23 protein-coding genes, 1 tRNA gene and 1 other RNA gene are annotated in these 25,980 nt (G+C 72.9%); 10 read left to right on the top strand and 15 right to left on the bottom strand.

Annotated features, from left to right (window positions below):
* Positions 1–10: 10 nt before the first annotated feature.
* Positions 11–1,624, bottom strand: a complete 1,614-nt coding sequence (locus FZ988_RS04875) for an RNA-directed DNA polymerase (protein ID WP_188078971.1) — start codon at positions 1,622–1,624, stop codon at positions 11–13.
* Positions 1,625–1,726: 102 nt separating this feature from the next.
* On the opposite strand from FZ988_RS04875, the gene ligD reads away from it, so the two are divergent.
* Complete coding sequence (ligD, locus tag FZ988_RS04870) at positions 1,727–1,942, top strand: non-homologous end-joining DNA ligase LigD (protein WP_342781153.1); 216 nt, start codon at positions 1,727–1,729, stop codon at positions 1,940–1,942.
* A gap of 88 nt (positions 1,943–2,030) precedes the next feature.
* A complete protein-coding gene (locus tag FZ988_RS04865) occupies positions 2,031–2,441 on the top strand; it encodes a CoA-binding protein (RefSeq protein WP_149202868.1) in 411 nt (136 codons plus the stop codon).
* Positions 2,442–2,459: 18 nt separating this feature from the next.
* Here the strand turns inward: FZ988_RS04865 and FZ988_RS04860 are convergent, their stop codons facing one another.
* Both FZ988_RS04860 and glnA read right to left on the bottom strand, forming a co-directional pair.
* The gene (locus FZ988_RS04860; RefSeq protein ID WP_246169214.1) at positions 2,460–5,516 is read right to left on the bottom strand and encodes a bifunctional [glutamine synthetase] adenylyltransferase/[glutamine synthetase]-adenylyl-L-tyrosine phosphorylase; all 3,057 of its coding nucleotides are present in this window, start codon (positions 5,514–5,516) and stop codon (positions 2,460–2,462) included.
* Positions 5,513–6,850: a type I glutamate--ammonia ligase gene (glnA, locus tag FZ988_RS04855; protein WP_149202867.1), complete on the bottom strand. Its 1,338-nt coding sequence runs from the start codon at positions 6,848–6,850 to the stop codon at positions 5,513–5,515. The genes FZ988_RS04860 and glnA overlap by 4 nt, the downstream gene beginning before the upstream one ends.
* A 114-nt stretch (positions 6,851–6,964) precedes the next feature.
* Here glnA and FZ988_RS04850 point away from each other — a divergent pair, with 114 nt between their 5' ends.
* Together FZ988_RS04850 and panB are read left to right on the top strand one after the other, a co-directional pair.
* Complete coding sequence (locus tag FZ988_RS04850) at positions 6,965–8,620, top strand: NAD+ synthase (RefSeq protein WP_149202866.1); 1,656 nt, start codon at positions 6,965–6,967, stop codon at positions 8,618–8,620.
* A gap of 13 nt (positions 8,621–8,633) precedes the next feature.
* Positions 8,634–9,506, top strand: a complete 873-nt coding sequence (gene panB / locus FZ988_RS04845) for a 3-methyl-2-oxobutanoate hydroxymethyltransferase (RefSeq protein WP_149203087.1) — start codon at positions 8,634–8,636, stop codon at positions 9,504–9,506.
* Between the two features lie 137 nt (positions 9,507–9,643).
* Here panB and FZ988_RS04840 read toward each other — a convergent pair whose 3' ends face one another.
* Positions 9,644–9,862 carry an SPOR domain-containing protein gene (locus tag FZ988_RS04840; protein ID WP_149202865.1) on the bottom strand — a complete coding sequence of 73 codons (219 nt, stop codon included), beginning with the start codon at positions 9,860–9,862 and terminating at the stop codon, positions 9,644–9,646.
* A gap of 164 nt (positions 9,863–10,026) precedes the next feature.
* Here FZ988_RS04840 and map point away from each other — a divergent pair, with 164 nt between their 5' ends.
* Genes map through FZ988_RS04825 form a run of 3 tightly spaced genes read left to right on the top strand, consistent with a single transcriptional unit; the run spans position 10,027 to position 12,847 of the window.
* Entirely contained in the window at positions 10,027–10,917 is an 891-nt protein-coding gene (gene map / locus FZ988_RS04835; protein WP_149202864.1) for a type I methionyl aminopeptidase, read from the top strand.
* On the top strand, positions 10,914–11,699 hold the full coding sequence (gene ppgK / locus FZ988_RS04830) for a polyphosphate--glucose phosphotransferase (RefSeq protein WP_149202863.1): 786 nt from the start codon (positions 10,914–10,916) through the stop codon (positions 11,697–11,699). The genes map and ppgK overlap by 4 nt, the downstream gene beginning before the upstream one ends.
* A gap of 11 nt (positions 11,700–11,710) precedes the next feature.
* A complete protein-coding gene (locus tag FZ988_RS04825) occupies positions 11,711–12,847 on the top strand; it encodes an MBL fold metallo-hydrolase (protein ID WP_149202862.1) in 1,137 nt (378 codons plus the stop codon).
* 98 nt (positions 12,848–12,945) lie between these two features.
* Here the strand turns inward: FZ988_RS04825 and FZ988_RS04820 are convergent, their stop codons facing one another.
* Together FZ988_RS04820 and rnpB are read right to left on the bottom strand one after the other, a co-directional pair.
* A complete protein-coding gene (locus tag FZ988_RS04820; protein WP_149202861.1) occupies positions 12,946–13,332 on the bottom strand; it encodes an STAS domain-containing protein in 387 nt (128 codons plus the stop codon).
* Between the two features lie 240 nt (positions 13,333–13,572).
* Positions 13,573–13,963, bottom strand: an RNA gene (gene rnpB, locus FZ988_RS04815) — RNase P RNA component class A.
* 101 nt (positions 13,964–14,064) lie between these two features.
* Between rnpB and FZ988_RS04810 the strand changes: the two genes are divergently transcribed.
* Positions 14,065–14,847, top strand: a complete 783-nt coding sequence (locus FZ988_RS04810; RefSeq protein ID WP_149202860.1) for a YaaA family protein — start codon at positions 14,065–14,067, stop codon at positions 14,845–14,847.
* Between the two features lie 87 nt (positions 14,848–14,934).
* On the opposite strand, the gene FZ988_RS04805 is transcribed toward FZ988_RS04810, so the two are convergent.
* The 8 genes from FZ988_RS04805 to FZ988_RS04770 all read right to left on the bottom strand — a co-directional run bounded on the left by FZ988_RS04805 (position 14,935) and on the right by FZ988_RS04770 (position 20,671).
* On the bottom strand, positions 14,935–16,125 hold the full coding sequence (locus FZ988_RS04805; RefSeq protein ID WP_149202859.1) for a bifunctional RNase H/acid phosphatase: 1,191 nt from the start codon (positions 16,123–16,125) through the stop codon (positions 14,935–14,937).
* Positions 16,122–16,883 (bottom strand): zinc ribbon domain-containing protein, encoded by a 762-nt coding sequence (locus tag FZ988_RS04800; RefSeq protein WP_149202858.1) that lies wholly within the window; start codon positions 16,881–16,883, stop codon positions 16,122–16,124. Before FZ988_RS04800 ends, FZ988_RS04805 begins: the two co-directional genes overlap by 4 nt.
* A complete protein-coding gene (locus FZ988_RS04795) occupies positions 16,880–18,118 on the bottom strand; it encodes a Nif3-like dinuclear metal center hexameric protein (protein ID WP_149202857.1) in 1,239 nt (412 codons plus the stop codon). Before FZ988_RS04795 ends, FZ988_RS04800 begins: the two co-directional genes overlap by 4 nt.
* 58 nt (positions 18,119–18,176) lie before the next feature.
* Positions 18,177–19,067: an MOSC domain-containing protein gene (locus FZ988_RS04790; protein ID WP_149202856.1), complete on the bottom strand. Its 891-nt coding sequence runs from the start codon at positions 19,065–19,067 to the stop codon at positions 18,177–18,179.
* 29 nt (positions 19,068–19,096) lie between these two features.
* Positions 19,097–19,510: a hypothetical protein gene (locus FZ988_RS04785; protein ID WP_149202855.1), complete on the bottom strand. Its 414-nt coding sequence runs from the start codon at positions 19,508–19,510 to the stop codon at positions 19,097–19,099.
* Between the two features lie 63 nt (positions 19,511–19,573).
* A tRNA-Val gene (locus FZ988_RS04780) sits at positions 19,574–19,647 on the bottom strand.
* Positions 19,648–19,754: 107 nt separating this feature from the next.
* Positions 19,755–20,234 (bottom strand): peroxiredoxin, encoded by a 480-nt coding sequence (locus FZ988_RS04775; RefSeq protein WP_246169212.1) that lies wholly within the window; start codon positions 20,232–20,234, stop codon positions 19,755–19,757.
* 5 nt (positions 20,235–20,239) lie between these two features.
* Positions 20,240–20,671 carry a DUF3052 domain-containing protein gene (locus FZ988_RS04770; RefSeq protein ID WP_149202854.1) on the bottom strand — a complete coding sequence of 144 codons (432 nt, stop codon included), beginning with the start codon at positions 20,669–20,671 and terminating at the stop codon, positions 20,240–20,242.
* A gap of 324 nt (positions 20,672–20,995) precedes the next feature.
* Here FZ988_RS04770 and aceE point away from each other — a divergent pair, with 324 nt between their 5' ends.
* Positions 20,996–23,740 (top strand): pyruvate dehydrogenase (acetyl-transferring), homodimeric type, encoded by a 2,745-nt coding sequence (gene aceE / locus FZ988_RS04765; protein WP_149202853.1) that lies wholly within the window; start codon positions 20,996–20,998, stop codon positions 23,738–23,740.
* Positions 23,741–23,893: 153 nt separating this feature from the next.
* On the opposite strand, the gene FZ988_RS04760 is transcribed toward aceE, so the two are convergent.
* A complete protein-coding gene (locus FZ988_RS04760) occupies positions 23,894–24,451 on the bottom strand; it encodes a hypothetical protein (protein WP_246169211.1) in 558 nt (185 codons plus the stop codon).
* Positions 24,452–24,755: 304 nt separating this feature from the next.
* On the opposite strand from FZ988_RS04760, the gene FZ988_RS04755 reads away from it, so the two are divergent.
* The gene (locus FZ988_RS04755; RefSeq protein WP_149202851.1) at positions 24,756–25,934 is read left to right on the top strand and encodes a PucR family transcriptional regulator; all 1,179 of its coding nucleotides are present in this window, start codon (positions 24,756–24,758) and stop codon (positions 25,932–25,934) included.
* Positions 25,935–25,980 lie beyond the last annotated feature (46 nt).

Below are 25,980 nucleotides of genomic sequence, written 5' to 3'. Positions count from 1 at the left end.
CTGGCGGAGATCATATTGGGATCACCCAGGCGCGCAACTGCTTCTTCTCTGCGACCCATTGTGAAAACAAGCGGTCATAAGGCGAGAAGGCATGTTTTCGACTCTCTCGCCAGTGCCTGCCTTCATCGCCAAGTTCGTAGGAAGCCAGGATGAAGGCGCGCTTCACCCAAGGATGCTGCTCTGCGTACACCGGCTTCAGATTGCTCAGCCAGTAGCGAAGCCCCCAACGGGCGAATGTCAAGGTGATGTCACGCTGGATCCCAGGCGAGGGCCGGCCCGAGAACCCGTGCGGCCGATCCCAGAGCGATGCGAGAAAGCGCTCGTTCTCTGGGGTGTGGTCCTCCCCGAGGACTCGTACTACGTAGTGCAGATTGAGTTCAATTGTCGTTAGAGGGTGCCCAGCTTCGACTCGGGCGCGAAGGGTTTGATGGATCAAAGCACGGAAGGCCGGCGGTAGGTCCCGCAGGCAGTCACGAATGGCGGCCAGTACGTTCGGCAGCACGGGAGCGAGCTTTGCGAAGTTGCCTTCATCGACCAGCGAGAGGATCGCGCGCTCCTGCGGTTCTGCATCCAAGAACTTCAGCGCACGGACCAGCCTCTTCACTAGGCCAGCATGTACCTGTCCTTTCGCGAGTTCCGCTCGTAGGAGATCGAGGATGTCGAACTCCTCCATTTGCTGCTTGAGTTCGAGATAGTCTGCTTCCGGCGTGTCAGAGTATGGATCGAAGTGGAGATGAAGTTTCTGAAAGCGCGCGGCACTCCCTTCCGGTGGATCCACAGGGTCGAGGATGCTCAGATACTCTTCGCCGGTGAAGATCCGCGTCTTGCTCTTCTGAAGGGAAAGCCCTTGGTTCCTGAAGAGCTTCTCGGAGAGCGAGCCGATCACGCGGTATGCAGCCGGCAAGTCATCTACGAATATTCGGAAGTCGTCTGCGTATCGTAGGTACGTGCCCGACGGAAGTTCGCTCATCATGAGACGGTCGATCTGGTCAATGGTGAGTTCCGATAAAATCCGTGACGCTGGCCCTCCGACCGGAAGGCCATACGACGTGTTCTCGGAGAGGCGCTTCAGGATCTCCATTACCTGACGCGTCACATTGTGCCCCGGGTCAACGCCGTGAAGTGCGTTCTCGACTCGATGATGGTAAATTCGTTGATAGAAGTCTGAGACGTCTGCCGTGATCACGTAGCGGTGTGCCGCAGCCTGCACGCGGCCGCGGTCCTGGAACGCTCTCCACCCCTCCGCCCAGAAGAGGCCAGCAGAATCTGGGTCGAGTCTATATGAGTAGACCGCCTCCTGGTCACGAGGAACTCTCGCACCCTCGATTCTGTCACCCAGGTGTAGAACAAGCCCCAGCAGATACGCGTTCCAGTAGGGCTCTATCTGGGTTGCCCAACGGAAGCCGACGTAACCAACCGGCGAAAGCGTCGAATGGTGGCGAAGCTCAACTTGCGACAGCGCAAGATCCTGATCAGACACCGACGACTCCAAGAGTTGCGCGATGTCCGAAGTGGAGTCAAACATGAAATGATTGTCGATCGGGAATGGAAAGATGTCGGTATCGCCCCATTCGGCGATATTCAGCAGCGCCTTGGAGAAGGTGCTCTTCGAAACGAGGGGCATTTTGGGATTCATCTCAGGGTCGAGGTCCGACGCGACGTATGGGATGGACCCTACCGCCGGCACGCCCGCTAGCACGGTCAGTGGGGCCGGGTCTCGCCTCTCATCTCTCCGGCGGTCGTTCCTATCTCCCGCGGGTTCGACTGGTCGCAGAACCACCCGGCGAAGACGACTGTGACGCCCTACTCGCTGCGCGGACGCGAGCGTCCCGCCGTCGCGGCGCCACGGCACTGGGACGAGGTGGGGCCGGGGATGACCCAGCTCGCGCCGGACGAGGTGCTGCGCAGGCTCGAGGAGGACGGCGACCTCCTCGACCGGTGAGGCGGACCGGCTCCCGGCCGGCGGGGCCGTCTCCCCGCCCCGGGGCGCCCGGCACGGCTCGACCCGCGACGTGTGCTTGGCTGGAGCGGTGACCCCGAACGACGCCGACGCGATCACCCACCTGCTCGAGCAGCCCGCGCGCTGGGCCGTGGTGGGCCTCTCGACCAACACGTCCCGCGCGGCCCACGGCGTCGCGGCCTACCTGCAACGCCTCGGCCACGAGATCGTGCCCGTGCACCCGCGCGCCGAGACCGTCCACGGCGCGCAGGGGTACGCGCGCCTCGCCGACGTCCCGGGCCCGGTGGACGTCGTCGACGTCTTCGTGAACTCCGCACGCGCGGGCGAGGTCGTCGACCAGGCGGTCGCGATCGGCGCCAGCGCGGTGTGGCTCCAGCTCGGCGTGCGCGACGAGGCCGCCGAGGAGCGCGCACGCGCGGCGGGCCTCGTCGTCGTCGCCGACACGTGCCCCAAGATCGAGGGCTCCCGGCGCGGCCTCTAGCGAGCGCCGCGTCCCCGCTCAGTCGCCGTAGAACACCCGCTCGACGACGGCGCGCGCGCGCCGACCCGTGCGCAGGTAGGTCTCCTCGACGTCGCCACCGCTCCCGGGCGGGAGGCCGAGCAGCCGCGCGAGGCCCCCGAGTGCGCGCCGGTCGTGGGGAAGCACGTCGGCGGCCGCGCCACCCACCCGACCGGTCCACAGGACCACGGCGTCACGCAGGCGCGACGACAGCACCCACGCCTCACGCAGGGTCGCCGCGTCCTCGGCGGAGACGAGCCCCGCGGCGGCCGCCGCGTCGAGCGCCTCGAGGGTCGACGGGCTCCGCAGGCCCGCGTGGTCGTGCCCGTGCCGCAGCTGGAGCAGCTGCACCGTCCACTCCACGTCGCTCAGCCCGCCCCGGCCGAGCTTGAGGTGACGCGCGGGGTCCACGCCGCGGGGCAGCCGCTCGGCCTCCATGCGCGCCTTGAGGCGACGCACCTCCTTGAGCACGTGCGCGTCGGCACCGCCCGGCGGGTAGCGCAGCGGGTCGACGAGCGCGACGAACCGCTCGCCCAGCCCCGTGTCGCCCGCGACGGGTCGCGCCCGCAGCAGCGCCTGGCTCTCCCAGGGCGACGACCACCGCTGGTAGTACTCGCCGTACGCGGCGAGCGACCGCACGAGCGGCCCGTTGCGGCCCTCGGGGCGCAGGTCGGCGTCGACCTCGAGAGTCGGCTCCGGGCCGACGTCCCCGAGCAGGGACCGGACGCGCATCGCGATCGCCACGGCCTGAGCCTGCGCCGCCGGCTCGTCCACGCCCGGCAGCGGGTCGTGGACGAACAGGACGTCGGCGTCCGAGCCGTAGCCGAGCTCACGGCCACCGAGACGCCCCATCGCGATCACGGCGTTGCGGGTCAGCAGGCCGTCGGGGCCGTGACGGACCTCGTACTCGGCGATGCGCAGAGCCCCCGCGAGCACCACGTCGGCGGCAGCCGTGAGCGAGGCCGCCGCGGTGGTCACGGAGCTGCGTCCGAGCACCTCGGCCGCGGCCGTGCGCGCGAGCTCGCGACGACGCAGCGCGCGCAGGAGCGTCGCTGCACCGACCGGGTCGTCCTGCCGCGTCAGGACGGCGTCCGCCTCCGCCGCGAGGCGCGCGTGGTCGCGCGGGGCGAGCTCGGCGTCGTCGTCGAGCCACGCGACGGACTCGGGCGAGCGCGCGAGCGCGTCGGCGACGTACCGCGAGGTGGACAGGAGCTGCGCGAGCCGGTGCGCCGCGACCCCGGAGTCCCGCAGGAGCTTGAGGTACCAGTGGGTGGTGCCGAGCTCGTCGGAGAGCCGCCTGAACGCGAGGAGACCGGCGTCGGCGTCCGCCCCCTCCGCGAACCAGCCGAGCAGCACGGGCAGGAGCTGCCGCTGGATCGCGGCGCGGCGGCTCAGCCCCTCGGTGAGCGCCGCGATGTGGCGCAGCGCACCCGCCGGGTCCCGGTACCCGATCGCCGCCAGCCGAGCGCGCGCGGCCTCGGGCGCGAGGCTCACGTCCTCGGCGGACAGGCTCGCCGTCGCCGGGAGCAGCGGGCGGTAGAAGAGCTCCTCGTGCAGGTGGCGCACGTCGCGTCGCACGGTCCGCCAGCGCTCCACGACCGCGTCCGCCCCACCGGTGCGGATCCCGACCGACCGCGCGAGCCGGCGCAGGTCCGCCTCGGCCGTGGGCATCAGGTGCGTGCGCCGCAGGCGGTGCAGCTGGATGCGGTGCTCGAGGGCGCGGAGCAACCGGTAGCAGACGGCCAGGCGTGCCGCGTGGTCGCGACCGACGTACCCGCCTGCGGACAGGGCGGCGAGCGCGGTCAACGTGTTGGGGCTGCGGATCGACTCGTCGGAGCGCCCGTGCACGAGCTGCAGGAGCTGGACGGTGAACTCGACGTCGCGCAGGCCGCCGACCCCGAGCTTGAGCTGGCGGTCCGCCTCCGCCGCGGGGACGTGGTCCTCGACGCGACGACGCATCGCCTGCGAGTCCTCGACGAAGTTCTCACGCTCGACGGCGCTCCACACCATGGGCGCGAGCGCGTCCGTGTACGCGCGGCCGACCTCCGTGTCGCCGGCGACGACGCGTGCCTTGAGGAGCGCCTGGAACTCCCACGTCTTGGCCCACCGCTCGTAGTACGTGACGTGGCTCGCGACGGTGCGCACGAGCGGCCCGTTCTTGCCCTCGGGCCGCAGCGCCGCGTCCACGGGCCACAGCGCGGGCTCGGCGGACGCGGACGAGCACGCCTTCGCGAGCGTCGTGGCCAGCCGTGTCGCGCACGCGAGGGCCTCCTGCTCGTCGTGCCCCGGCGCCGGCTCGGCGACGTACACGACGTCTACGTCGGACACGTAGTTGAGCTCGCGTCCGCCGCACTTGCCCATGCCGATGACCGCCAGGTGCACGCACCGGCCGTGGTCGTCCTGCTCGGCCCGGGCCAGCGCGAGCGCGGCCTCGAGCGCCGCGCCCGCGAGGTCGGCGAGCGCGGCCGCGACGGCGGGGAGCAGGGTCAGCGGCTCCGACGAGACGAGGTCGGCGGCAGCGATCATGAGCAGCCGCCGCCGGTAGGCACGGCGCATCGCGTCCGTCCCGTCCTGCCCGCCACGCGTCGCGACCGGCGCGGCGTCGTCCCCCGACGCCCCCACCGCCGCGAGGATCTCCGCCCGGACGGTGCGCACGTCCGCGCCGATCGGGCTCGGCTCGGCGAGCACGTCGACGTCCTCCGGGTGCCGCACGAGGTGGTCGGCGAGCGCGGTCGACGCACCGAGGACGGCGACGAGCCGCGCGCGGGCACCGGCTCGGCCGGGCTCGAGCAGGAGCGCACGCAGCTCGGCGCGGCGGGCCTCCCCCGCACCGATCGCCGCCGTGGCGAGCCGCGTCAGGGCCAGCAGCGCGTCGTCGGGCGACGCCGCCGTCGCGATCTCCTCGACCAGCGTCGCCCCCTCGAGCGGGCCGGCGAGCGCGCGCAGGTCAGGGTCCTCCAGCAGGCTCGCCGCCCGGCCCGGGTCGGTGAAGCCGAGCCGGGTCAGCTGCGTGCGCAGGCCTCCCGTGCGCCGCCCCGGGTCCCCGTCGGCGGTCACAGGACCGAGAGGAACCGCTTCAGCTCGAACGGGGTGACCTGCTGCCGGTACGCGTTCCACTCCTCGCGCTTGTTGCGCAGGACGAAGTCGAACACGTGCTCACCCAGCGTCTCGGCCACGAGCTCGGACTTCTCCATGATCGCGATGGCCTGCTCGAGCGAGGACGGCAGCGGCTGGATGCCCAGCGCCCGGCGCTCGGCGTCGGTCAGCTCCCAGACGTCGTCCTCCGCGCCGTCGGGCAGCTCGTAGCCCTCCTCGATGCCCTTGAGGCCGGCGGCGAGCAGCAGCGCGTACGCGAGGTACGGATTGGTCGCGGAGTCGACGCCCCGGTACTCGACGCGGCTCGAGTTGCCCTTGCCCGGCTTGTACATCGGGACCCGGACGAGCGCTGAGCGGTTGTTGTGGCCCCAGCAGATGTAGCTCGGTGCCTCGGCCCCGCCCCACATGCGCTTGTACGAGTTGACGTACTGGTTGGTGATCGCCGTGATCTCCGCCGCGTGGTGCAGCAGGCCGGCGATGAACTTGCGCGCCGTGGCCGAGAGCTCGAGGGGCGCACCCGGCTCGTGGAACGCGTTGCGGTCCCCCTCGAACAGCGACAGGTGGGTGTGCATGCCCGAGCCGGGGTGGTCCGCGAGCGGCTTGGGCATGAACGAGGCGTAGATGCCCTGCTCGAGCGCGACCTCCTTGACGACCGTGCGGAACGTCATGATGTTGTCGGCCGTCGTCAGCGCGTCGGCGTACCGCAGGTCGATCTCGTTCTGGCCGGGCCCGGCCTCGTGGTGGGAGAACTCGACCGAGATGCCCATGGACTCGAGCATCGTGATCGCGGCCCGGCGGAAGTCGTGGCCCGTCCCGCGCGGCACGTGGTCGAAGTACCCGCCCGAGTCGACCGGGACGAGCGGCTGGTCCGGCTCCGCCGGGTTCTCGAAGAGGTAGAACTCGACCTCGGGGTGCGTGTAGAACGTGAAGCCCTTGTCGCTCGCGCGCTCGAGCGCCCGCTTGAGCACGTACCTGGAGTCCGCGAGCGAGGGCTCGCCGTCGGGCGTCTGGATGTCGCAGAACATGCGCGCGGTCCCGTGCGTCTCACCTCGCCACGGGAGCACCTGGAAGGTCGACGGGTCCGGCTTGGCGAGCATGTCCGCCTCGTAGACGCGCGTCAGCCCCTCGATGGCGCTGCCGTCGAAGCCGATGCCCTCCGCGAACGCGGACTCGAGCTCGGCCGGTGCGACCGCGACCGACTTGAGGATCCCGAGGACGTCGGTGAACCAGAGACGGATGAAGCGGATGTCCCGCTCCTCGACCGTGCGGAGCACGAACTCCTGCTGCCTGTCCATGGGGCCATCCTGCCGTACGCATGTGTCTGGTCGGTGAACGGTCCGACGCGGGCCCCCGAGGGTGCGCGTCGCGGCCCGCGTGCAGCGTCCGACACCCTCGATAGGGTTGCCGCCATGGCTCCGCTGACGATCGCACTGGCCCAGGTGGACACCTGTGTGGGGGACCTCGAGCAGAACGCCGCAACGGTCCTCGAGTGGACCGTGGCGGCGGCCGCGGAGGGGGCCACGCTGGTCGCCTTCCCGGAGATGACGCTCACGGGGTACCCCATCGAGGACCTCGCGCTGCGTGACTCGTTCGCCCGCGCCGCGGACCGCACGCTCACCGAGCTCGCGGCGCAGCTCGTGGACCGCGGGCTCGGCGAGGTCACCGTCGTCGTCGGCACGCTCGGCCGCACCGCCACGGGACGCGCGACCAACCGCGCCGTCGCCCTGCGCCGGGGCGAGGTCGTCGCGACGTACGACAAGCACCACCTGCCCAACTACGGCGTGTTCGACGAGTACCGCATCTTCGCGCCGGGCTCCGAGCCGTGCGTGCTCGAGGTGGACGGCCGACGGGTGGGCCTCGTGGTGTGCGAGGACATCTGGCAGGACGGCGGTCCGGTCTCGCAGATGGACGAGGCCGACGTCGACCTGCTCCTCGTCGTCAACGGCTCGCCCTACGAGGAGGGCAAGGGCCACGTGCGCTCCGACCTCGCCGTCCGACGGGCCCGCGAGGTCAAGGCGCCCGTCGCCTACGTGAACATGGTCGGCGGCCAGGACGACCTCGTGTTCGACGGCGGGTCGTTCGTCGTCGCCGCGGACGGCACCCCGCTCGCCGGCTCACCCCAGTTCGTCGAGCACCTCCTCGTGTGGGACCTGCCCGAGCGCGGTCAGGCGCCCCGGCCCGGCCTCCTCGCGGAACCGATGGACCCGGACGCGGAGGTCTACACGGCCGTCGTGACCGGTCTGCGGGGCTACGTCGAGAAGAACGGGTTCCGCTCCGTCGTCCTGGGGCTCTCCGGCGGCATCGACTCCGCCCTCGTCGCCGCGATCGCGGCGGACGCCCTGGGCGGGGAGAACGTCGTCGGAATCTCGATGCCGTCGGGGCACTCGTCCGAGCACTCGCGCGACGACGCGGCGGACCTCGCCCGGCGTATCGGCGCCGACTACCGCGTCCAGCCGATCGCGCCGATGGTCGACGTCTTCCACAGCCAGATGGAGCTGCCCGGCATCGCCGGCGAGAACCTCCAGGCGCGCGTCCGGGGCGTGATCCTCATGGGCGTCTCGAACGTCGAGGGCCACCTCGTGCTCGCCACGGGCAACAAGTCGGAGCTCGCCGTCGGCTACTCGACGATCTACGGCGACGCCGTCGGCGGGTACGCCCCGCTCAAGGACGTCGACAAGTCGCGCGTGTGGGCCCTCGCCCGGTGGCGCAACCAGGTTGCCCTCGACGCCGGCGCGGTCCCACCCATCCCCGAGAGCTCGATCACGAAGCCGCCGTCGGCCGAGCTGAGCCCGGGCCAGATGGACACCGACTCCCTGCCCCCGTACCACCTCCTCGACGAGGTGCTCGACGCGTACGTGGAGCACGCCGAGGGTCGTGACGAGCTGCTCGCGCGCGGGTTCGACGCCGAGGTCGTCGACAAGGTCCTCTCGCTCGTCGACCGCGCCGAGTGGAAGCGTCGGCAGTACCCGCCGGGTCCCAAGGTCTCGGCCCTCGCCTTCGGCAGGGACCGTAGGCTGCCCGTGACGAGCCGCTGGCGTGAGCCGAAGGGAACGATCGATGAGTGAGCCCACGTCCGGCATGACCGCCGCGCCGACCGGAACCACGAGCGGGGACGGCCCAGGTGCGCCGACGTCGCCCGAGGCACCCCGCGTCAAGCGCGTGCGCGTGCACCACCTGCGCGAGGCCAAGGAGCGTGGCGAGCGGATCACGATGCTCACCGCCTACGACGCGCCGACGGCGCAGATCTTCGACGAGGTCGGCACGGACGTGCTGCTGGTCGGGGACTCGGTCGCGGACAACTTCTACGGCCACACCAGCACGCTGCCCATCACCGTGGACGAGATGATCCACCACACGCGCGCCGTGACCGGCGCGGTGCGGCGCTCGCTCGTGGTCGCGGACCTGCCGTTCGGCTCCTACGAGGCCTCACCGCAGCAGGCCCACGCGACGGCCGTGCGCCTGATGAAGGAGGCCGGCGCCCACGCCGTGAAGTTCGAGGGCGGCCGACGCGTCGCCGAGCACGTGCGCCTGCTCGTCTCGTCGGGCATCCCCGTCATGGGGCACCTGGGCTTCACGCCCCAGTCGGAGAACGCGCTGGGCGGCAAGCGCGTGCAGGGCCGCGGGGACGACGCCGCCGAGCGCCTGTCGGAGGACGCCCTCGCGCTCCAGGAGGCGGGCGCGTTCGCCGTCGTGCTCGAGATGGTCCCGGCGCCCCTCGCCGAGCGCATCACCGAGATCCTCGCGATCCCCACGATCGGCATCGGCGCCGGCCCCGCGTGCGACGGCCAGGTGCTCGTCTGGCCGGACATGGCAGGCCTGAGCACGTGGTCGCCGCGCTTCGCGAAGCGCTACGGACGCGTGCGCGAGGCACTCGTCGAGGCGGCCCGCGCCTACAACGACGAGGTGCGCACGGGTGCGTTCCCCACCGCGGAGCACAGCTTCTCCGAGTGAGCCCCGCCGCTCGCTGGCGGACCGGTCCGCGCTTCGAGCCGGTCCGCGTCCGCGCGTCGAGCGGGTCCGCGTCGGCACGGGTCAGCGCCAGCCGGTCTACGTCCGCGGGTCAGCGCCAGCCGGTCAGCGCCCGTGGGTCAGCGGCCCTCGCTCCAGCGACGGTCGTCCTCGTCCCAGGCGTCGCTGCGTGCGCGGGCCCGGAGCAGCGCGTCCTGCGCCGCGGCACGGGTGGGGTAGGGGCCCATCCGCTCCGTCCAGGGGCTGACGCGACCCTCCTCGACCTCACCCGTGCCGGGGTTGAACCAGAAGTCCCCCGTCGGCGCCGCGCCGCCGCTCGTCCGCTCGGTCTCACCCATCGCCGCATCCCCCGTCGCTCGTCGCAGGTGGGCACCGCCGCTCTCCCCGGCCACCGAGACACCCGCGCCGCCCGACGCCGGTCACATGACCGACCCGGCCAGTCCCGCGGGAGGCCCACACCCCCGCGGCGCGCACCGGTGCCCGCATCCGTAGACTGCCACGCATGCCCACCGCGCACGCGCCGACGGGGACCCTGGTCCCCGGAACCATCAGCCCCCTGCGTCAGGTGCCCGCGCACATCGAACGGCCGGAGTACGTCGGCAAGGACCGTGAGCTGCCGTTCACGGGGTCGGAGGTCAAGGACCCCGAGACGATCGAGCGGATCCGCGTCGCCTCCCGCCTCGCCGCCCAGGCGTTGCAGGAGGTCGGGCGGCACGTCACCCCCGGTGTGACGACCGACGAGCTCGACCGGGTCGGCCACGAGTTCCTCTGCGACCACGGCGCCTACCCCTCGACGCTCCGGTACCAGCCGCACCCCCGCCAGGTCCCCTTCCTCAAGTCCCTGTGCACCTCCGTCAACGAGGTGATCTGCCACGGCATCCCGGACTCGACGGTGCTGGCGGACGGGGACATCGTCAACGTGGACGTGACCGCGTACCTCGACGGGGTCCACGGCGACACGGACGCGACGTTCCTGGTCGGCGACGTCGACGAGGAGTCACGGCTGCTCGTCGAGCGCACGCACGAGGCGATGATGCGCGGGATCAAGGCCGTCGTCCCGGGGCGCGAGATCAACGTCATCGGCCGCGTGATCGAGAAGTACGCGCAGCGGTTCGGCTACGGCGTCGTCCGGGACTTCACGGGTCACGGCGTCGGCGAGAGCTTCCACTCGGGCCTCATCGTGCCCCACTACGACGCCGCACCGGGGTACGCGACGACGATCGAGGCCGGCATGGTCTTCACGATCGAGCCGATGCTCAACCTCGGCACGCACGAGTGGGAGATGTGGGACGACGGCTGGACGGTCGTGACCAAGGACAGGCGCCGCAGCGCGCAGTTCGAGCACACCCTCGTGGTGACCGAGACCGGAGCGGAGATCCTGACACTGCCATGACCCACGCGACCTATCCCCCGGCGGCCGAGACCGGCGCCTTCGGCATCGACATCGGCGGCAGCGGCATCAAGGGTGCGCCCGTGGACCTCGTCGTCGGCGAGTTCAGCGCCGACCGCGTGCGCATCCCGACCCCTCAGCCGGCGACACCTGACGCGGTCGCCGCGACCGTCGCGCGCCTCGTCGACTCGTTCGACCTCTCGCACGACCTGCCGATCGGCGTCACGTTCCCGGCGGTCATCCAGCACGGCATCGCCCGGTCCGCAGCGAACGTCGACGACTCGTGGATCGGCACGGACGTGAGCCGCGTGATCGCGGAGGCGACCGGACGGCGCGTGCTGGCCGTCAACGACGCGGATGCTGCCGGCTACGCCGAGACCCTCTACGGCGCGGCACGCGGGCACGACGGGGTCGTGCTCGTGGTCACCCTCGGCACCGGGATCGGCTCGTGCCTCGTGGTCGACGGGACGCTCGTCCCGAACACCGAGCTCGGGCACCTCGAGGTCGACGGGCACGACGCCGAGAGCCGCGCCGCCGACAGCGCGCGCGAGCGTGAGGACCTCGACTGGGAGCAGTGGGCGGAGCGTCTCCAGCGCTACTTCCGGGTGGTCGAGGACCTCCTGTGGCCCGACCTGATCGTCGTCGGCGGCGGCGTGAGCAAGAAGCACGACCACTTCCTCCCGCTCCTCGACCTGCGGACCCCGATCGTGCCCGCGACCCTGCGCAACGCGGCCGGGATCGTCGGGGCGGCAGCGCTGGCCGCCCGCGGGACGCACCTGGACTGAGCGGCACCGGCGTGGACGCGGTGTCCTGGCTCGCGGTGGCCGCGGGAGCCGTCGTCGTCGCCGTGGTCGCCGACCGCGTCGTCGCGCGCCTGCCGCAGCGCACCCGTACGCGCGAACGACGTCCGGGCGGTGGCGGCGCGGGCGCGTTCGGCGAGCTCGTCGCGGGGTTCCAGCCCGGCGTCCGCCACCTCCAGGCCGAGCAGGAGCGGCAACGCCACGACCTGGTGCTGCCCGGCGACGCGGACAAGCCCTGGGGGCTCGACCTCGACGCGGGCACCGTCGAGCTGCCCGCCGCATCGTCGCGCGCCGCGGGTGACGCCCGCGGCGGCGGAGCACCGGGGCTGCCCCGCGCGGGCGGGCACGGACCGACCGAGGTCGCGCCGGGCGTGTGGACGTGGACGGCCGTCCGCTGGAGCACGACCACGACGGCGGTCGTCGACCCCGACGGTCGGTGCCTGCTCGTGGACCCGGGCCTGACGGTCGCCGAGCTCGACGCCGTCGCCCGCGACATCCGGGCACGCGGGTGGGAGGTCGTGGCGGGCTTCTCGACCCACCCGCACTGGGACCACGTGCTGTGGCACGCGTCGTGGGCGGGCGTTCCGCGCTGGGCGACGCCCGCAGCCGTGCGCACCGCGTCCGCCCGACGGGTCGCGCTGCTCGCTCAGGCCGACGCCGATGCCCCCGGGCACGACCCTGCGCTCGTCGGCCGGCTGACCGCGCTGCCCGACGGCGCGGCGGAGCTGGCCTGGGCAGGCGCGCGGCGGGTGGTCGTGGTCCCGTACGCAGGTCACTGCGCCGGTAGCGCCGCGCTCGTCGTGCCGGACGTCGGCGTCGTCGTGGCTGGTGACCTCCTCTCGGACCGCGAGGTGCCCCTCCTCGACCTGTCCGGCCCCGACCCGGCGGGCACCTACGCGGCCACGCTCGACACGCTCGAGGCCGTGATCGAGCGGTGGGACGTCTGCGTCCTCGTCCCGGGCCACGGGGCGCCGACCGACGGTGCGGGGCTGCGTACGAGGCTCGCTGCGGACCGCGCGTACCTCGACGCCCTGACGACGGCTGCGGAGGTCAGCGACCCACGCCTGGCCGACCCCGAGCAGGCCGCCCAGCATCGCGAGCAGCGCGCCCTCCTGCGCCGGCACGGCGGTTGACGCGGCGCGCCCCGACGGATCCCTCCGACGGGGCGCCTCGCGCTCGGTGACCGCGGCTCCGGCCGCCCCCTGCCCGGCCGGGCCACGTCTGCGAGCCGTCAGCTCCGCACGAGCGGGGGCTCCTCGTCGCTGCCGGTGACGCGGGCGGTCGACTGCACCTGACCGCCCTCGAACATGTGGCCGAGCCCCAGCATCGTCAGGACGTCGGTGACGATCGCCGGCGCGTTGAGGAGCCGCACCTCGATGCCCTCCTCGCCCCCGATCCGCAGGAACTGGATGAGAAAAGCCACGCCGGTCGAGTCGATGAACGTGACCTCGCCGGCGTCGAGGACGACGGGCAGGTCGCGGCTCAGCGCGCGCGTCAGGGCGCTGCTGGCCTGGTCGCGCAGCGCCTCGTCGATCTCGCCCCACAGGTGGGCGACGGTCGACTCCGGGGTCTCGGTGACGGTGATGCCGCCGACCGGTCCGCCGTTGATTCCGTGCATGGGCTTCCGCCTTTGGTGTCCGAGCGCTTCCGCGGACCGGGGTTGCCGATGGGCGGGTTCATCGCTTCCTGGGTGCTTCACCAGAGCGGGGTCCGGGCGCTGGAGCAGACGTCGCCCAATCTACCCGTCACAGGGTGGCTGTGCACCCGGGACCCGCCTGGGGGCGACGGGAGATCACTCGTAGCCGCCGAAGCCCACGAGCGGGGTGACGCGCGTCCCTGCCGGCCAGCGGCCCGGGGGCGGATGAGTCGGCCGGTACGCCGGGTTCTGTCCCCGTGCGCGGTTGCCCACGCGCGGGTGGCGGCCATCCATCTACGACGTACGTTGCCGCACGCCTCCAGCGGCCTACCCGGGAGCTCGGGCGAGCAGCCCTCGAACGCTCCCTGTCTGGCCTTGCTCCAGGTGGGGTTTACCTAGCCGCACCGGTCACCCGGCACGCTGGTGGTCTCTTACACCACCGTTTCACCCTTACCCCCGCCGCCCGGCCGTGGCCGTGCAGCGGTGGCGGTCTGTTCTCTGTGGCACTTTCCCGCGGGTCACCCCGGGTGGGTGTTACCCACCACCGTGCTCTGCGGAGCCCGGACGTTCCTCGGCGAGGGCGAACCCTCGACGCGACCGCCTGGCCGACTCATCCACCGCCAGGCTACCGCGCCCGGCTGGGGTGACCGACGTCACCCACGGGCTCGGGCTGCGGGTCCGCCGGCCGTCGGGACGGGCCACTAGCCTGCGACGGTGCTCGTCCTCCTCCCCCCGTCCGAGGGCAAGGCCGCCCCGCCGTCGGGCGCACCGCTCGACCTGGGCTCCCTCGGCAGCCCCCGGCTCACGGCGCACCGCAGGCGGGTGATGACGGCCCTCGTGCGGGCGAGCCGCAGGCGTGACGCGCTCACGGTTCTCGGCGCCGGCCCGTCGCTCGCCGCGGAGGTGGACCGCAACGTGCACCTGCGCGCGGCCCCGGCCGCACCCGCACGCGAGGTGTACACGGGTGTCCTGTACGCGGCGGCACGGCTGGAGGCGCTGCCCGACGCCGCGGCGCGCGAGCGCGCCGACCGCATGGTCCGCACGGTCTCCGCGCTCTGGGGCGTCGTCTCGCCGGCCGACCGGATCCCCGCGTACCGGCTGTCGATGGCGACCGACCTGCCCGGCGTCGGCCCCCTCGCGCCGTCGTGGCGGGGCCCGCTGTCCCGCGAGCTCGACGCCGTCGCCGCGCGCGAGCTGGTCGTCGACTGCCGGTCTGCCGCGTACTCGGCGGCGTGGCGCGTGCCGCCGGGAGGCCCCGGGCACGTGACGGTCTCGGTCCTGCGCGAGGCCGAAGGACGTCGGACGGTCGTGTCGCACTGGGCCAAGCACACGCGCGGGGTCCTGACCCGCCACCTCGTGACGCGTGACGGCCCCGAGCCCGCGACGGCGCAGGAGCTGCTCGACGCCGCCCGGGAGCTCGTCGGTACGGAGCTGCTCGAGGCGACCCTGGCCACGGGCCCACGCGGGTCGACGGTGCTGGGCCTCGTCGTCGCCTGAGCCGCGGGCTGTCACCGGCCGTACGAGCGGTGGCACGGCACGCGGGCGGTCACCGGACCTCCGAGCGCGCCTCGAGCATCGCCCGCGTCAGAGGTCGGTCGGCATCCCGACGACGGCCACCTCGCGCTCGCCGTCAGCCCAGAGCCGCACGATGCTCACCGACGCCGGGCCCACGCGCACGGACGCCCACACCGAGGAGGGCGCCCCGAGCACCACGCCGATCGCGGCCCGGATCACGACGGAGTGGCACACCACGACCACCGTGCGGTCGACCCCACCCACGAGCAGCCGCTCGAGGCCGGCGCGCACCCGGGCACCGACGTCCTCGATGGACTCGCCGCCCGGTGCAGGGAACGCGGCGTCGACGTGCCAGCGCTTGAGGTCCCCCGGCCACCGCTCCTCGATCTCGTCCGCGACGAGACCTTCCCACGCACCGAAGTCGCACTCGGCGAACGCCTCGTCGACGTGGACGGGTAGCCCGAGGCGCCGTCCGACCGCACCTGCGGTCTCCTGGGTCCGGACCATCGGTGACGCGACGAGCTCGCTCGGGTGCGGGACGTCGGGCCACAGGTCGCGACCGATGCGGAAGGCGAGGTCGGCGGCCTGCGCCGCCTGGATGCGGCCCGTCGACGTCAGGGGCGGCCCGGGCACGGAGGACCCCGAGTACGCCTTGCTCGTCGTCATCGGCGTCTCGCCGTGCCGCACGAGGACCACCGTGAGCGGCTCCTCGTCGTCGAACCGCATGGCGGCGCCCGACGGCCGGCGCGCCCGGTGCGAGGCACGCGTCACGTCGGTGCCACCCGCCGGCTGCACCGCGTCCCCGGGGCCGGTGACGTCCCCAGGCGCCGGGACGTCGTGGTCACGCACGACGCCGCCGCGCGACGACATCGCCTCGTTCGCGAGGGCGTCCGCGGCACCGTTCTGCGCGCGGGGTACCCACGTGTACGTCACGCGGTCGGCGGGCAGCACGGCCGCGGCCACCGCGGCGAGCCGCTTCATGTCCGCGTGCTTGATCTGCCAGCGGCCGCTCATCTGCTCGACGACGAGCTTGGAGTCCATGCGGACCTCGACGCGCGCCTCCGGGTCGATCGCGCGCGCGGCCTCGAGCCCCGCGACGAGGCCCGAGTACTCGGCGACGTTGTTGGACGCCACGCCGAGATACCCGGCACGCTCGGCCAGGAGCGCACCCGTGGCGGCGTCACGCACCACGGCTCCCCAGCCGGCCGGCCCGGGGTTGCCGCGGGAGCCGCCGTCCGCCTCGACGACGAGGTCCGTCATCGGGCGGCGTCGGCGGGTCGCACCGCCTCGGCGTTGCGCACGAGGATGCGCCCGCACTCCTCGCAGCGCACCACCTGCTCGGGGGCGGCGGCGTTGAGCTGGGCGACGTCGCTCGGGTTGAGCTCGAGCCGGCAGCCCTCGCAGCGCCGGCCACGCAGCGCCGCGACACCGAGCCCGCCGAGCTGCCCGCGCAACCGGTCGTAGAGCGCGACGAGGCCCGCGTCGAGGCCGACCGCGCGCTTCTCGCGCTCGACCGCGAGCTCCGCGGCCTGGGCGTCGAGCTCGGCGAGGGCCTCCTCGAGCTGGCGGGCGGCCCACTGCTGCTTCTCGAGCATCTCGTCACGCGCGCGGGTGACGTCGGCGAGCGCGGACTCGTGCGCCTCGAGCCGCTCCATGACCTCGAGCTCGATCTCCTCGAGGGCTGCCTGGCGGCGTGCGAGCGCCTCGAGCTCGCTCGTCAGGGCCTGGGCGTCCTTGGCGCTGACCGCTGCGGAGTCGAGGCGCGCCCGGTCCCGCTGGGCACGCGTGCGGACCTGCTCGACGTCGGCCTCCGCCTTGGCGAGCTCGCGGCGCAGGTCGCCCGCGGCAGTCCGCGAGGTGACGAGGGCGGACTCGAGGTCCGCGAGCTGGGACGCGAGCTCGGTCGCCGCGGCGTGCGCCGGGTGCGTGCGCCGCTGGTGCGCGATCTGCGACGCGCGCGTGTCCAGGGCTTGGACCTCGAGGAGACGGAGCTGGTCGGCCACGGGGGCGGTAGTCACGAGAGCGGTCCTCCGGATGCGGGGTGGGCGGCCGGCGACGCGACGCGGGCCGTCCAGGGGTCGGTGCGCAGGGTGCTCACACGGGTCTCCACCGTAGTGCCCGGGTGGGTCGCCGCCAGGTCGGCCATGAGGTCGGTGGCGGCCTGGGGCAGCCACAGCCACTCGCTGGCGGAGTGGGCGACGTCGACGAGGAAGGGGCGACCGTCCCCGCGCGGGCGGCCGGCGCGCTCCGCCTCGAACGCCGCACGCTCGCGCAGCTCGGACGCGGGGTGGTGCCGCAGGTCTGCGGTCACGTACGCGTCGGCGCCGCTGGCCCGCACGGCGTCGAACAGCGAGTCGCCTGAGCCGCCGACGACGGCGACGGTCCGCACGAGCGCGTCGAGGTCACCGGCGAGGCGCACGCCCTGCTCGGTCGCCGGGACGGCCGCGGCGACCCGTTCGCCGAAGGTCCGCAGCGTCGTCGGCTCGGCGAGCGCACCGACCCGGCCGATGCCGGTGCTCCCGGCGCTCGTCGCGAGCTCGAGGACGTCGAACGCGGGCTCCTCGTACGGGTGTGCCCGCCGCATCGCGGCCACGACGCGGTCGCGCAGGCCGCGCGGCGCGACCATCTCGACGCGAGCCTCGTGGACCTGCTCGACGACGCCGGGGGTGCCCACGGCGGGGTTCGCGTCCTGACCCGGCCGGAACGTCCCTCGGCCGGTGGTCGTCCAGGCGCACCGGCTGTACGCGCCCAGCTCGCCGGCCCCGGCGGCGGACATCGCGTCGACGAGGTCGTCCGCGGCCTCCACGGGGACGAAGACGACGTGCTTGTCGAGCGCGGGCGTCGGCAGCGGCGTCAGGGGTCGGAGGTCGACGAGGCCGACGGCGCGTGCGAGCGCCTCGGCGACCCCGCCGCTCGCGGCGTCGGCGTTGGTGTGGGCGTTGTGCAGCGCGCACCCGCCTCGGATGAGCCGCTGGACCAGAGCGCCCTTGTAGGTGGTCGCCGCGACGGAGTGCACGGGCCGCAGCAGGAGCGGGTGGTGCGTCAGGAGCAGGTCGGCGCCCCACGCGAGGGCCTCGTCGACGACGTCGGCAACGGGGTCGACCGCGAGCAGGACCTTGCGGACGGGCTGGTCGGGGTCACCGCAGACCGTGCCGACCGCGTCCCACGACTCTGCGGTCGCGGGCGGGTAGCGGCGGTCGAGGACGGCGACGACGTCGGCGAGCGTGGGCGGTCGTGAGGCGTCGCTGGGCACGTCCCGAAACCTACCGGCCAGCGGCACGCGTGCGGCCCCTGGCGCGCGGCCGGGGCCGTCAGAGGCCGAGGGTCGGTTTCACCGCACCCTGCGCGGCCGGCGACGTCCATGCCTCGACCCGGTCCCCCACCCGGATGCGGCCCGTGGTGACGGGCACGAGGCGGATGCCGAACCACACCATGCCGTCCCAGCGTCGGTGCTTGGCCAGGGTCCGCAACGGCTCCTGGCCGCGCACCTGCGTGTGCGGGTCGAGCGTCGTCAGGACGCACCTGTCGCACAGCTCGGTGACGCGGAAGTCGACGTCGCCGATGCGCACGCGCTGCCACCCGTCCTCGGCGAAGGGCTCGAGGTCGCCGTCGACGACGACGTTGGGCCGGAACCGCTCCATCGCCAGGGGCGCCGGTCGCGTGCCCGCGGACGCCCCGCACCGCGCCACGCGCTCGGCGTGGGCGTGCACGGACCACCGGTCGACCTGGCGCAACGAGACCTGCGACGTCAGGAGCAGCGGGCCCGTGTCGGCGAGGCTGAGGACGTCACCCAGCTCGCCGCCGTGCCGGGGCGAGACGGTGCGGCGCGTCGGGTCGTCGAGCCACACGAGGTGCGCGGGAACCCCCAGCGCCCCGGCGAGCCAGGCATCTGCCCGCGGACCGGCCGCAACAGCGGTGCCGACCCGGCTCAGACCAACGGCGACCGCAGCTCCTGCGACGGGGACCGGCACCCGGAGCGGTTCACGTCCTCGCGCGTGCAGCGTGAGCGTCCCGTCGGTCTCGGTCGTCGCGGTGACGGAGAGCATCGCCGGCAGCGCGCGCGCCGTCAGCACCTCGCCGTGGTCGTCGACGACCATCCAGCGCCGGTCGTCACGGAGCCCGAGCCGCTCGACGTCCCCGACCTGGGCCGCGAACCCACGCAGCGACTTCACGGGGAACACGTGGAGCGCGCTGACCTGCACCCGCAGGACGCTAGCAGCGCGTCACGCGGTCAGGTCGAGCGGATCAGCAGCATCGCGCCGAGGGCCACGGCCGCGCCGACGAGCAGGAAGAGCGGCTGGAGCCAGCTGCCGAAGCCGATCAGCGTCACCTGGACGACGATCCACGCGACCTGCGCCAGGCCGGCGAGGAGCGCGACGAGCGGTCCCCACGGGTGACCGGCCCACAGCAGCACCGCCGCCACCGCCATCGGTACCGCGACCCCGGCGATCAGGAAGAGGCCACCCGGCACCCAGCTCGTGAACCCGAGCTGGCCGAGCCGCGTGCTCGTGACGTCCTGGTCCCCGAGGCCCACGCTCATGAGCATCCAGCCCCCGCCGACCGCGCCCACGGAGGTGAGCAGGGCGAGGACGATGACGACGACGCGGACAGGACCGGGGGCGAACGCGAGAGCGGTGTCGGCCATGCCTCAGCGTGGCGGCCCGTCGCGTCCGGGACCCCGGACGGAGGTCCCCGCAGGTGCGTGCGGTGGGCCCGGCCGGTCTCGAACCGACGACCTCCGCGGTGTAAGCGCGGCGCTCTGACCAACTGAGCTACAGGCCCCTGATGACGGGGGCACAGCCTACCCGGCGCGTCGCGGGGCGGTCGGCCGGTGCGAACAGGCCGTGCGCACCTCGCCGCGAGGGTGCTCCGTACCTCGACGCGAGCGTCTACAGGGCGGCGAGGGCGGCCCGGTAGGCGCCGATGTCGCGCGCCTGGCCCCGGGGGTTGACGACGCTCCAGCGCACGATCCCGTCGGCGTCGATCAGGAAGCTCCCCCGCACCGCGATGCCCTGGTCGGCGTCGAACACGCCGTAGGCCCGCGACGCCGCCCCGTGCGGCCAGAAGTCCGAGAGCAGGTCGAAACCGAAGGCCTGCTGCTCGCCCCAGGCGCGCAGCGTGAACATGGGGTCGCAGGACACGCCGAGGAGCCGGACGCCCGCGGACTCGAAGTCCTCGATGCTGTCGCGGAGCTCGCACAGCTCGCCCGTGCACGTGCCCGAGAAGGCGAACGGGAAGAACACCAGGGCCACGGGCATGCCACGCATGCCGACGAGCGACACGGGCGTCCCGTGCGCGTCGGGCAGCTCGAGGTCCGGCGCGACGTCGCCGGGGCCGGGCGGCACCACGTCGGGCAGCGCGCCGGCCACCGAGGTCACTTCCCCCGGCCGCGGGTGCCCAGGCGCGTGGCGGACCAGTCCGACGCGATCGCGAGCGTGCTCGTCGCGTGGAGGCCCGCGGTCGTCGCGGCCTCCTCGATGTCACCGTGGTCCACGTGGCCGTCACGCCCCGGCTTCAGCGTGAAGAGCCAGATGAGGCCGCCGTCGTCGAGTGCGGTGCGCACGTCGACGAGCGCGTCCGTGAGGTCGCCGTCGTCGTCACGCCACCACAGGATGACGCCGTCCGTGACGTCGTCGTAGTCCTCGTCGACGAGCTCGGTCCCGATGATCTCCTCGATCCCGGAGCGCAGCGCGTCGTCGACGTCGTCTGCGTAGCCGAACTCCTGGACCACCTGCCCGGCTGCGAAGCCGAGCCGGCCCGCCCCCGCTCCGCCCTGGCCGCCCTCAGGCTGCGCGGTCGCTCCCACTGGTGTGCCGTTCCCTTCGTCCTGCGCCGTGGCCTGTCCACCGCTGGTGCGCACTGGTGTGCGGCGCCCACACGGTAGCCCACAGCATCCCCCTCCTGTGTGGCAAGCGCCACACCGCGAGTCCCCGGTGCCGGCATGGACCGATCCAGGGCGAAACATGGGATGTTATGGACGTCACCGTGGTGCCGGTGTGACTTTCTGGCCCGGAAGGCCGGACAATGGTCCTACGACCGGGGGCGTCCGGCGCTGACCGCGCCGCCCACGGGCCGACCCGAGCATCGTGGCCGACCGGCCCAGCGGTGCGGACGAGAGGTGAGGTTGCTGGTGGCTGCACGCGACACGACGGGCCCGCTGATCAACGGACTGCTCAGCCAGGTCCCGGACATCGACCCGGACGAGACCGACGAGTGGATCGAGTCCTTCGACGGCCTCGTCGACGAGCGCGGCGGCCCCCGCGCGCGGTACGTCCTGCTCAACCTCCTCAAGCGGGCACGCGAACGCAACGTCGCCGTCCCGACGTCGATCAACACCCCGTACGTGAACACCATCGGGGTTCACGAGGAGCCCTACTTCCCCGGCGACGAGGTCGTCGAGCGCCGCTACCGCAGCTGGCTGCGCTGGAACGCCGCGGTGATGGTGACCCGCGCCCAGCGGCCCGAGATCAGCGTGGGCGGCCACATCTCCTCCTACGCGTCCGTCGCGACGCTCTACGAGGTGGGCCTCAACCACTTCTTCCGCGGCAAGGACCACCCCGGCGGCGGCGACCAGATCTACTTCCAGGGCCACGCGGCCCCGGGCGTGTACGCGCGCGCCTTCCTCGAAGGCCGGCTGAGCGCCGAGCAGCTCGACGGGTTCCGCCAGGAGGTCTCGGCACCCCAGGGCGGCCTGTCCTCCTACCCGCACCCGCGCCTCATGCCTGACTTCTGGGAGTTCCCGACGGTCTCGATGGGCCTCGGCCCGGCGTCGGCCATCTACCAGGCCTGGGTCAACCGCTACATGCACAACCGCGGGATCAAGGACACGAGCCAGCAGAACGTCTGGGCCTTCCTCGGCGACGGCGAGATGGACGAGCCCGAGAGCCGCGGCATGCTCCAGCTCGCCGCCCAGCAGGGCCTCGACAACCTCAACTTCGTGGTCAACTGCAACCTGCAGCGCCTCGACGGGCCCGTGCGCGGCAACGGCAAGATCATCCAGGAGCTCGAGGCGTTCTTCCGCGGAGCGGGCTGGAACGTCATCAAGGTCGTCTGGGGCCGCGAGTGGGACGCCCTGCTCAACGCGGACAAGGACCGCGCGCTCGTCAACCTCATGAACATCACGCCCGACGGCGACTTCCAGACCTACAAGGCCAACGACGGCGCGTTCGTCCGCGAGCACTTCTTCGGCCGGGACCCCCGGACCAAGGCGCTCGTCGAGAAGATGACCGACGACGAGATCTGGGAGCTCAAGCGCGGCGGCCACGACTACCGCAAGCTCTACGCCGCGTACTCCGCAGCGGTCGCCCACACGGGCCAGCCCACCGTCATCCTCGCCCACACGATCAAGGGCTACGGCCTCGGCTCGGGCTTCGCGGGGCGCAACTCGACGCACCAGATGAAGAAGCTCAAGGTCGACGACCTCAAGCTGCTGCGCGACTCCCTGCGCATCCCGATCACGGACGAGCAGATCGAGGCGGACCCGTACGCGCCCCCGTACTTCCACCCCGGTGAGGACGCTCCCGAGATCCGCTACATGATCGAGCGGCGCAAGGCGCTCGGCGGGTTCGTGCCCGAGCGGCGCTCGACGTTCACGCCCGTGACCGTGCCCCCCGCTGCGGCCTACGACGGCCTCGCGAAGGGCTCCGGCCACCAGCACGTCGCGAGCACCATGGCGTTCGTCCGCCTGCTCAAGGACCTCATGAAGGACAAGGAGTTCGGGCAGCGGATCGTCCCGATCATCCCCGACGAGGCCCGGACGTTCGGGCTCGACGCGATCTTCCCGAGCGCCAAGATCTTCAACACGCAGGGCCAGAACTACCTCGCCGTCGACCGCGACCTGATGCTCTCCTACAAGGAGTCCGAGCAGGGGCAGATCCTGCACACCGGCATCAACGAGGCGGGCTCGGCGTCGGCGTTCCAGGCGGTCGGCACCTCGTACGCGACCCAGGGCGAGGCCCTGCTGCCCGTCTACATCTTCTACTCGATGTTCGGGTTCCAGCGGACGGGCGACCAGTTCTGGGCCGCGGGCGACCAGATGACCCGTGGCTTCATCATCGGTGCGACCGCGGGCCGCACGACGCTGACCGGCGAGGGCCTCCAGCACGCCGACGGGCACTCCCCGATCCTCGCGGCGACGAACAGCGCGGTCGTGCACTACGACCCTGCTTACGGGTACGAGATCCGGCACATCGTCCGTGACGGGATCGACCGCATGTACGGCGACGGTGACGGGCGCGACCCGAACGTCATGTACTACCTCACGGTCTACAACGAGCCCATGATCCAGCCGGCCGAGCCGGAGGACGTGGACGTCGAGGGGATCCTCAGGGGCATCCACCGCGTGTCCGTGGCCGAGGGCGAGGGCCCGCGGGCGCAGATCCTCGCGTCGGGGGTCGGCGTGCCGTGGGCGCTCGAGGCGCAGCAGATCCTCGCCGAGGACTGGGGCGTGCGGGCCGACGTCTGGTCCGTGACGAGCTGGAACGAGCTGCGACGTGACGGCCTGGCTGCCGACGAGCACAACTTCCTGCACCCCACGCAGGAGCCGCGCACGGCGTACCTGACCGAGAAGCTCAAGGACGCGCAGGGGCCGTTCGTCGCGACGAGCGACTACGACCACCTCGTGCCCGACCAGATCCGCCAGTGGGTCCCGGGCGAGTACGCGACGCTCGGTGCCGACGGGTTCGGCTTCTCCGACACCCGTCAGGCAGCCCGTCGGCACTTCAAGATCGACGGACCGTCCACGGTCGTCAAGGTGCTCCAGCTCCTCGCCCGGCGGGGAGAGGTCGCCGCCGACGCGCCGGCTCAGGCGATCGAGCGCTACCAGATCCACGACGTGCGGGCCGGCGCCTCGGGCATGGCGGGCGGCGACTCCTGAGCCACACGTGAGCGCCGTGGGTCGGGTCCTCGAGGACCCGACCAACGGACGTACGACGAAGCCCCCGCCGTTCTCGGCGGGGGCTTCGTCGTGCTCAGGCCGGACCGGGCGGGATCCGCCGAGCAGTCCGGGTGGGTCGGGGCAGCGCCTGGGTCAGGTCCCGGGGATGCTCTGCTCGGCCTGTGCGATCGCGCGCAGGAGCTGCGGCTTGAGCACGGCGACCGCGTCCTTGTCCGGGTGCAGGTCGAGCGCGTCGAGGTGGTGACGGGCCTCGAGCGGACGGTCGGCCTCGATCGCCGCGAGGACGAGCTGACGCGCGACCTCGGGCGTCTGCTCCCGCACCCGCCAGTGCCCCACGCCCAGGTTCAGCGCGTCGCCGGGCAGGCCCGCGTCACGCAGCACCTGGAGGCCCTCGACGAGCGCAGCGCCGGTCTGGTCACGCTCGGAGGCCGTGGTGAGGCGGCGCATGGCACCCTCGTGGTCCTCGTTGACGGAGAGCCGGGCCAGCTCGATGAGCGGGTACCAGGCGCGAGGGTGGCCCGCGAGCTCCTCGCCGAGCGACCAGACGGCGAGATCCGCGGCCTTCTGGCGCTCCACGTCGTCCGGCCCGGTCAGCGGGTCCCCGTCGGGCCCGACCTCGGCCGCGCGCCGACGAACGATCTCGGCGAGCGCCTGGAACGCGCGCGCGTCGTTGGGGTCCTCGCCCAGCATCGTCCTGAGCGTGTCCTCGTGGATGGTGTCACCGCGCCGGGCCGACGTCGGGCGACGCACCCCGACCCGCGACGCGGACACCGGTCGACGGAGGAGACGGCGGAGTCGTGGGAGAAAGGCCATGACTCCGACCATAGCCGCACATGACTTTTCGCACCGGTCGGCCTGACACCGTTCGACCCCTCCGCGGCCGCCGCGACGGCGTCGCGCACCCCCGGCCCCGCGATCCCCCGTTGTGCGCTCCCTACAAGCGGAAGGCGCCGCGCGGCCCTCGTCACGGTCTCGGAGACCCTATGCTCTGCGCATGGTTCCACCGGTGCAGCGCGACCAGGCGCACACCCTGCGCAGGCTGCACGACGGGAGCGGTCTGCTGGCCGCCGCGGCGATGCGCAAGCTCGACGAGAGCCTGCCCTGGTACCGCGAGCTGCCGGCCGAGGACCGCTCGTCGCTCAACCTCGTGGCGCAGGCCGGCATCTCGAGCTTCATCACCTGGTTCTCGGACCCCAGCACGCCCCCGAGCGGCGCGAACGAGATCTTCGCGGCCGCGCCCCCCGAGCTGACCCGGTCGATCTCGCTCCAGCACACGCTCCAGCTCGTCAAGCTGCTCGTCGAGGTCGTCGAGGACCACAGCGACCGTCTCGCCGCACCAGGGACAGAGCGCGACCTGCGCGAGGCCGTCCTTCGCTACTCGCGCGAGGTCGCCTTCTCCGCGGCCGAGGTCTACGCACGCGCGGCCGAGGTCCGTGGCGCCTGGGACGCCCGGCTCGAGGCTCTCGTGGTCGACGCGCTGATCCGCGGCGACGCCGACGACGCCCTGCGCTCGCGCGTCGCGGCGCTCGGCTGGACGGGCCACGGCAGCGCGCTCGTCCTCGTCGGGACCACGTCCCAGCCGCTCGACGACGTCCGGGTCGCGGACCTGCGCCGGGCGACCCGGCGTGCGGCCGACGACGCCCTGGTCGGCATCCAGGGCGACCGGCTCGTCGTCGTCCTGGGCGGCGAGGGCGACCTGCGTGCCGCGGCGACGACGCTCCTGCCCCGCTTCGGCCCGGGCCCCGTCGTCATCGGCCCGTCCGTGCCGAGCCTCGACGAGGCGGGCCGGTCCGCAGCCGCGGCCCTCGCGGGCCTCGCCGCGGCACCCGCGTGGCCCACGGCACCGCGCCCCGTGCCGGCCGACGACCTGCTGCCCGAGCGGGTGCTCGTGGGCGACCGCGTGGCGCGGCGCACGCTCGTGGAGCAGGCCTACCGCCCGCTCGTCGCGGCCGGCGGCTCGCTGCTCGACACGCTCGCCGCGCACGTCGAGCACGGACGATCGCTCGAGGCTGCCGCCCGTGTGCTGTACGTGCACCCCAACACCGTCCGCTACCGCCTCCGCAAGGTCGCGGAGATCACCGGCTGGGACCCGCTCGACGCGCGCGAGGCCTACGTGCTGCAGACGGCGCTGGCCCTCGGCCGGCTCGGCTCCGCGCAGGGCGGCGGTGCCTGAGGTGCCCGGCAGGCGCTTGTAGGTTCCGCACAAGGGGTCCGCCCCA

The organism is Actinotalea subterranea (assembly GCF_008364845.1).
GTDB lineage: Bacteria > Actinomycetota > Actinomycetes > Actinomycetales > Cellulomonadaceae > Actinotalea > Actinotalea subterranea.
The sequence above is the reverse complement of the archived record's forward strand: the minus strand, read 5'-3'. Positions and strand labels throughout refer to the sequence as shown.

Excerpts from the sequence above, each read along its gene's own strand:
- FZ988_RS04840 (WP_149202865.1), bottom strand. The coding sequence starts at position 9,862 with ATGGGTGAGACCGAGCGGACGAGCGGCGGCGCGGCGCCGACGGGGGAC.
- FZ988_RS04785 (WP_149202855.1), bottom strand. The coding sequence starts at position 19,510 with ATGGCCGACACCGCTCTCGCGTTCGCCCCCGGTCCTGTCCGCGTCGTC.
- FZ988_RS04805 (WP_149202859.1), bottom strand. The coding sequence starts at position 16,125 with ATGACGGACCTCGTCGTCGAGGCGGACGGCGGCTCCCGCGGCAACCCC.
- FZ988_RS04760 (WP_246169211.1), bottom strand. The coding sequence starts at position 24,451 with ATGCTGGGCGAGGACCCCAACGACGCGCGCGCGTTCCAGGCGCTCGCC.
- FZ988_RS04755 (WP_149202851.1), top strand. The coding sequence starts at position 24,756 with ATGGTTCCACCGGTGCAGCGCGACCAGGCGCACACCCTGCGCAGGCTG.
- ppgK (WP_149202863.1), top strand. The coding sequence starts at position 10,914 with ATGACCCACGCGACCTATCCCCCGGCGGCCGAGACCGGCGCCTTCGGC.
- FZ988_RS04875 (WP_188078971.1), bottom strand. The coding sequence starts at position 1,624 with ATGCCCCTCGTTTCGAAGAGCACCTTCTCCAAGGCGCTGCTGAATATC.
- panB (WP_149203087.1), top strand. The coding sequence starts at position 8,634 with ATGACCGCCGCGCCGACCGGAACCACGAGCGGGGACGGCCCAGGTGCG.
- FZ988_RS04850 (WP_149202866.1), top strand. The coding sequence starts at position 6,965 with ATGGCTCCGCTGACGATCGCACTGGCCCAGGTGGACACCTGTGTGGGG.
- map (WP_149202864.1), top strand. The coding sequence starts at position 10,027 with ATGCCCACCGCGCACGCGCCGACGGGGACCCTGGTCCCCGGAACCATC.
- FZ988_RS04820 (WP_149202861.1), bottom strand. The coding sequence starts at position 13,332 with ATGCACGGAATCAACGGCGGACCGGTCGGCGGCATCACCGTCACCGAG.
- glnA (WP_149202867.1), bottom strand. The coding sequence starts at position 6,850 with ATGGACAGGCAGCAGGAGTTCGTGCTCCGCACGGTCGAGGAGCGGGAC.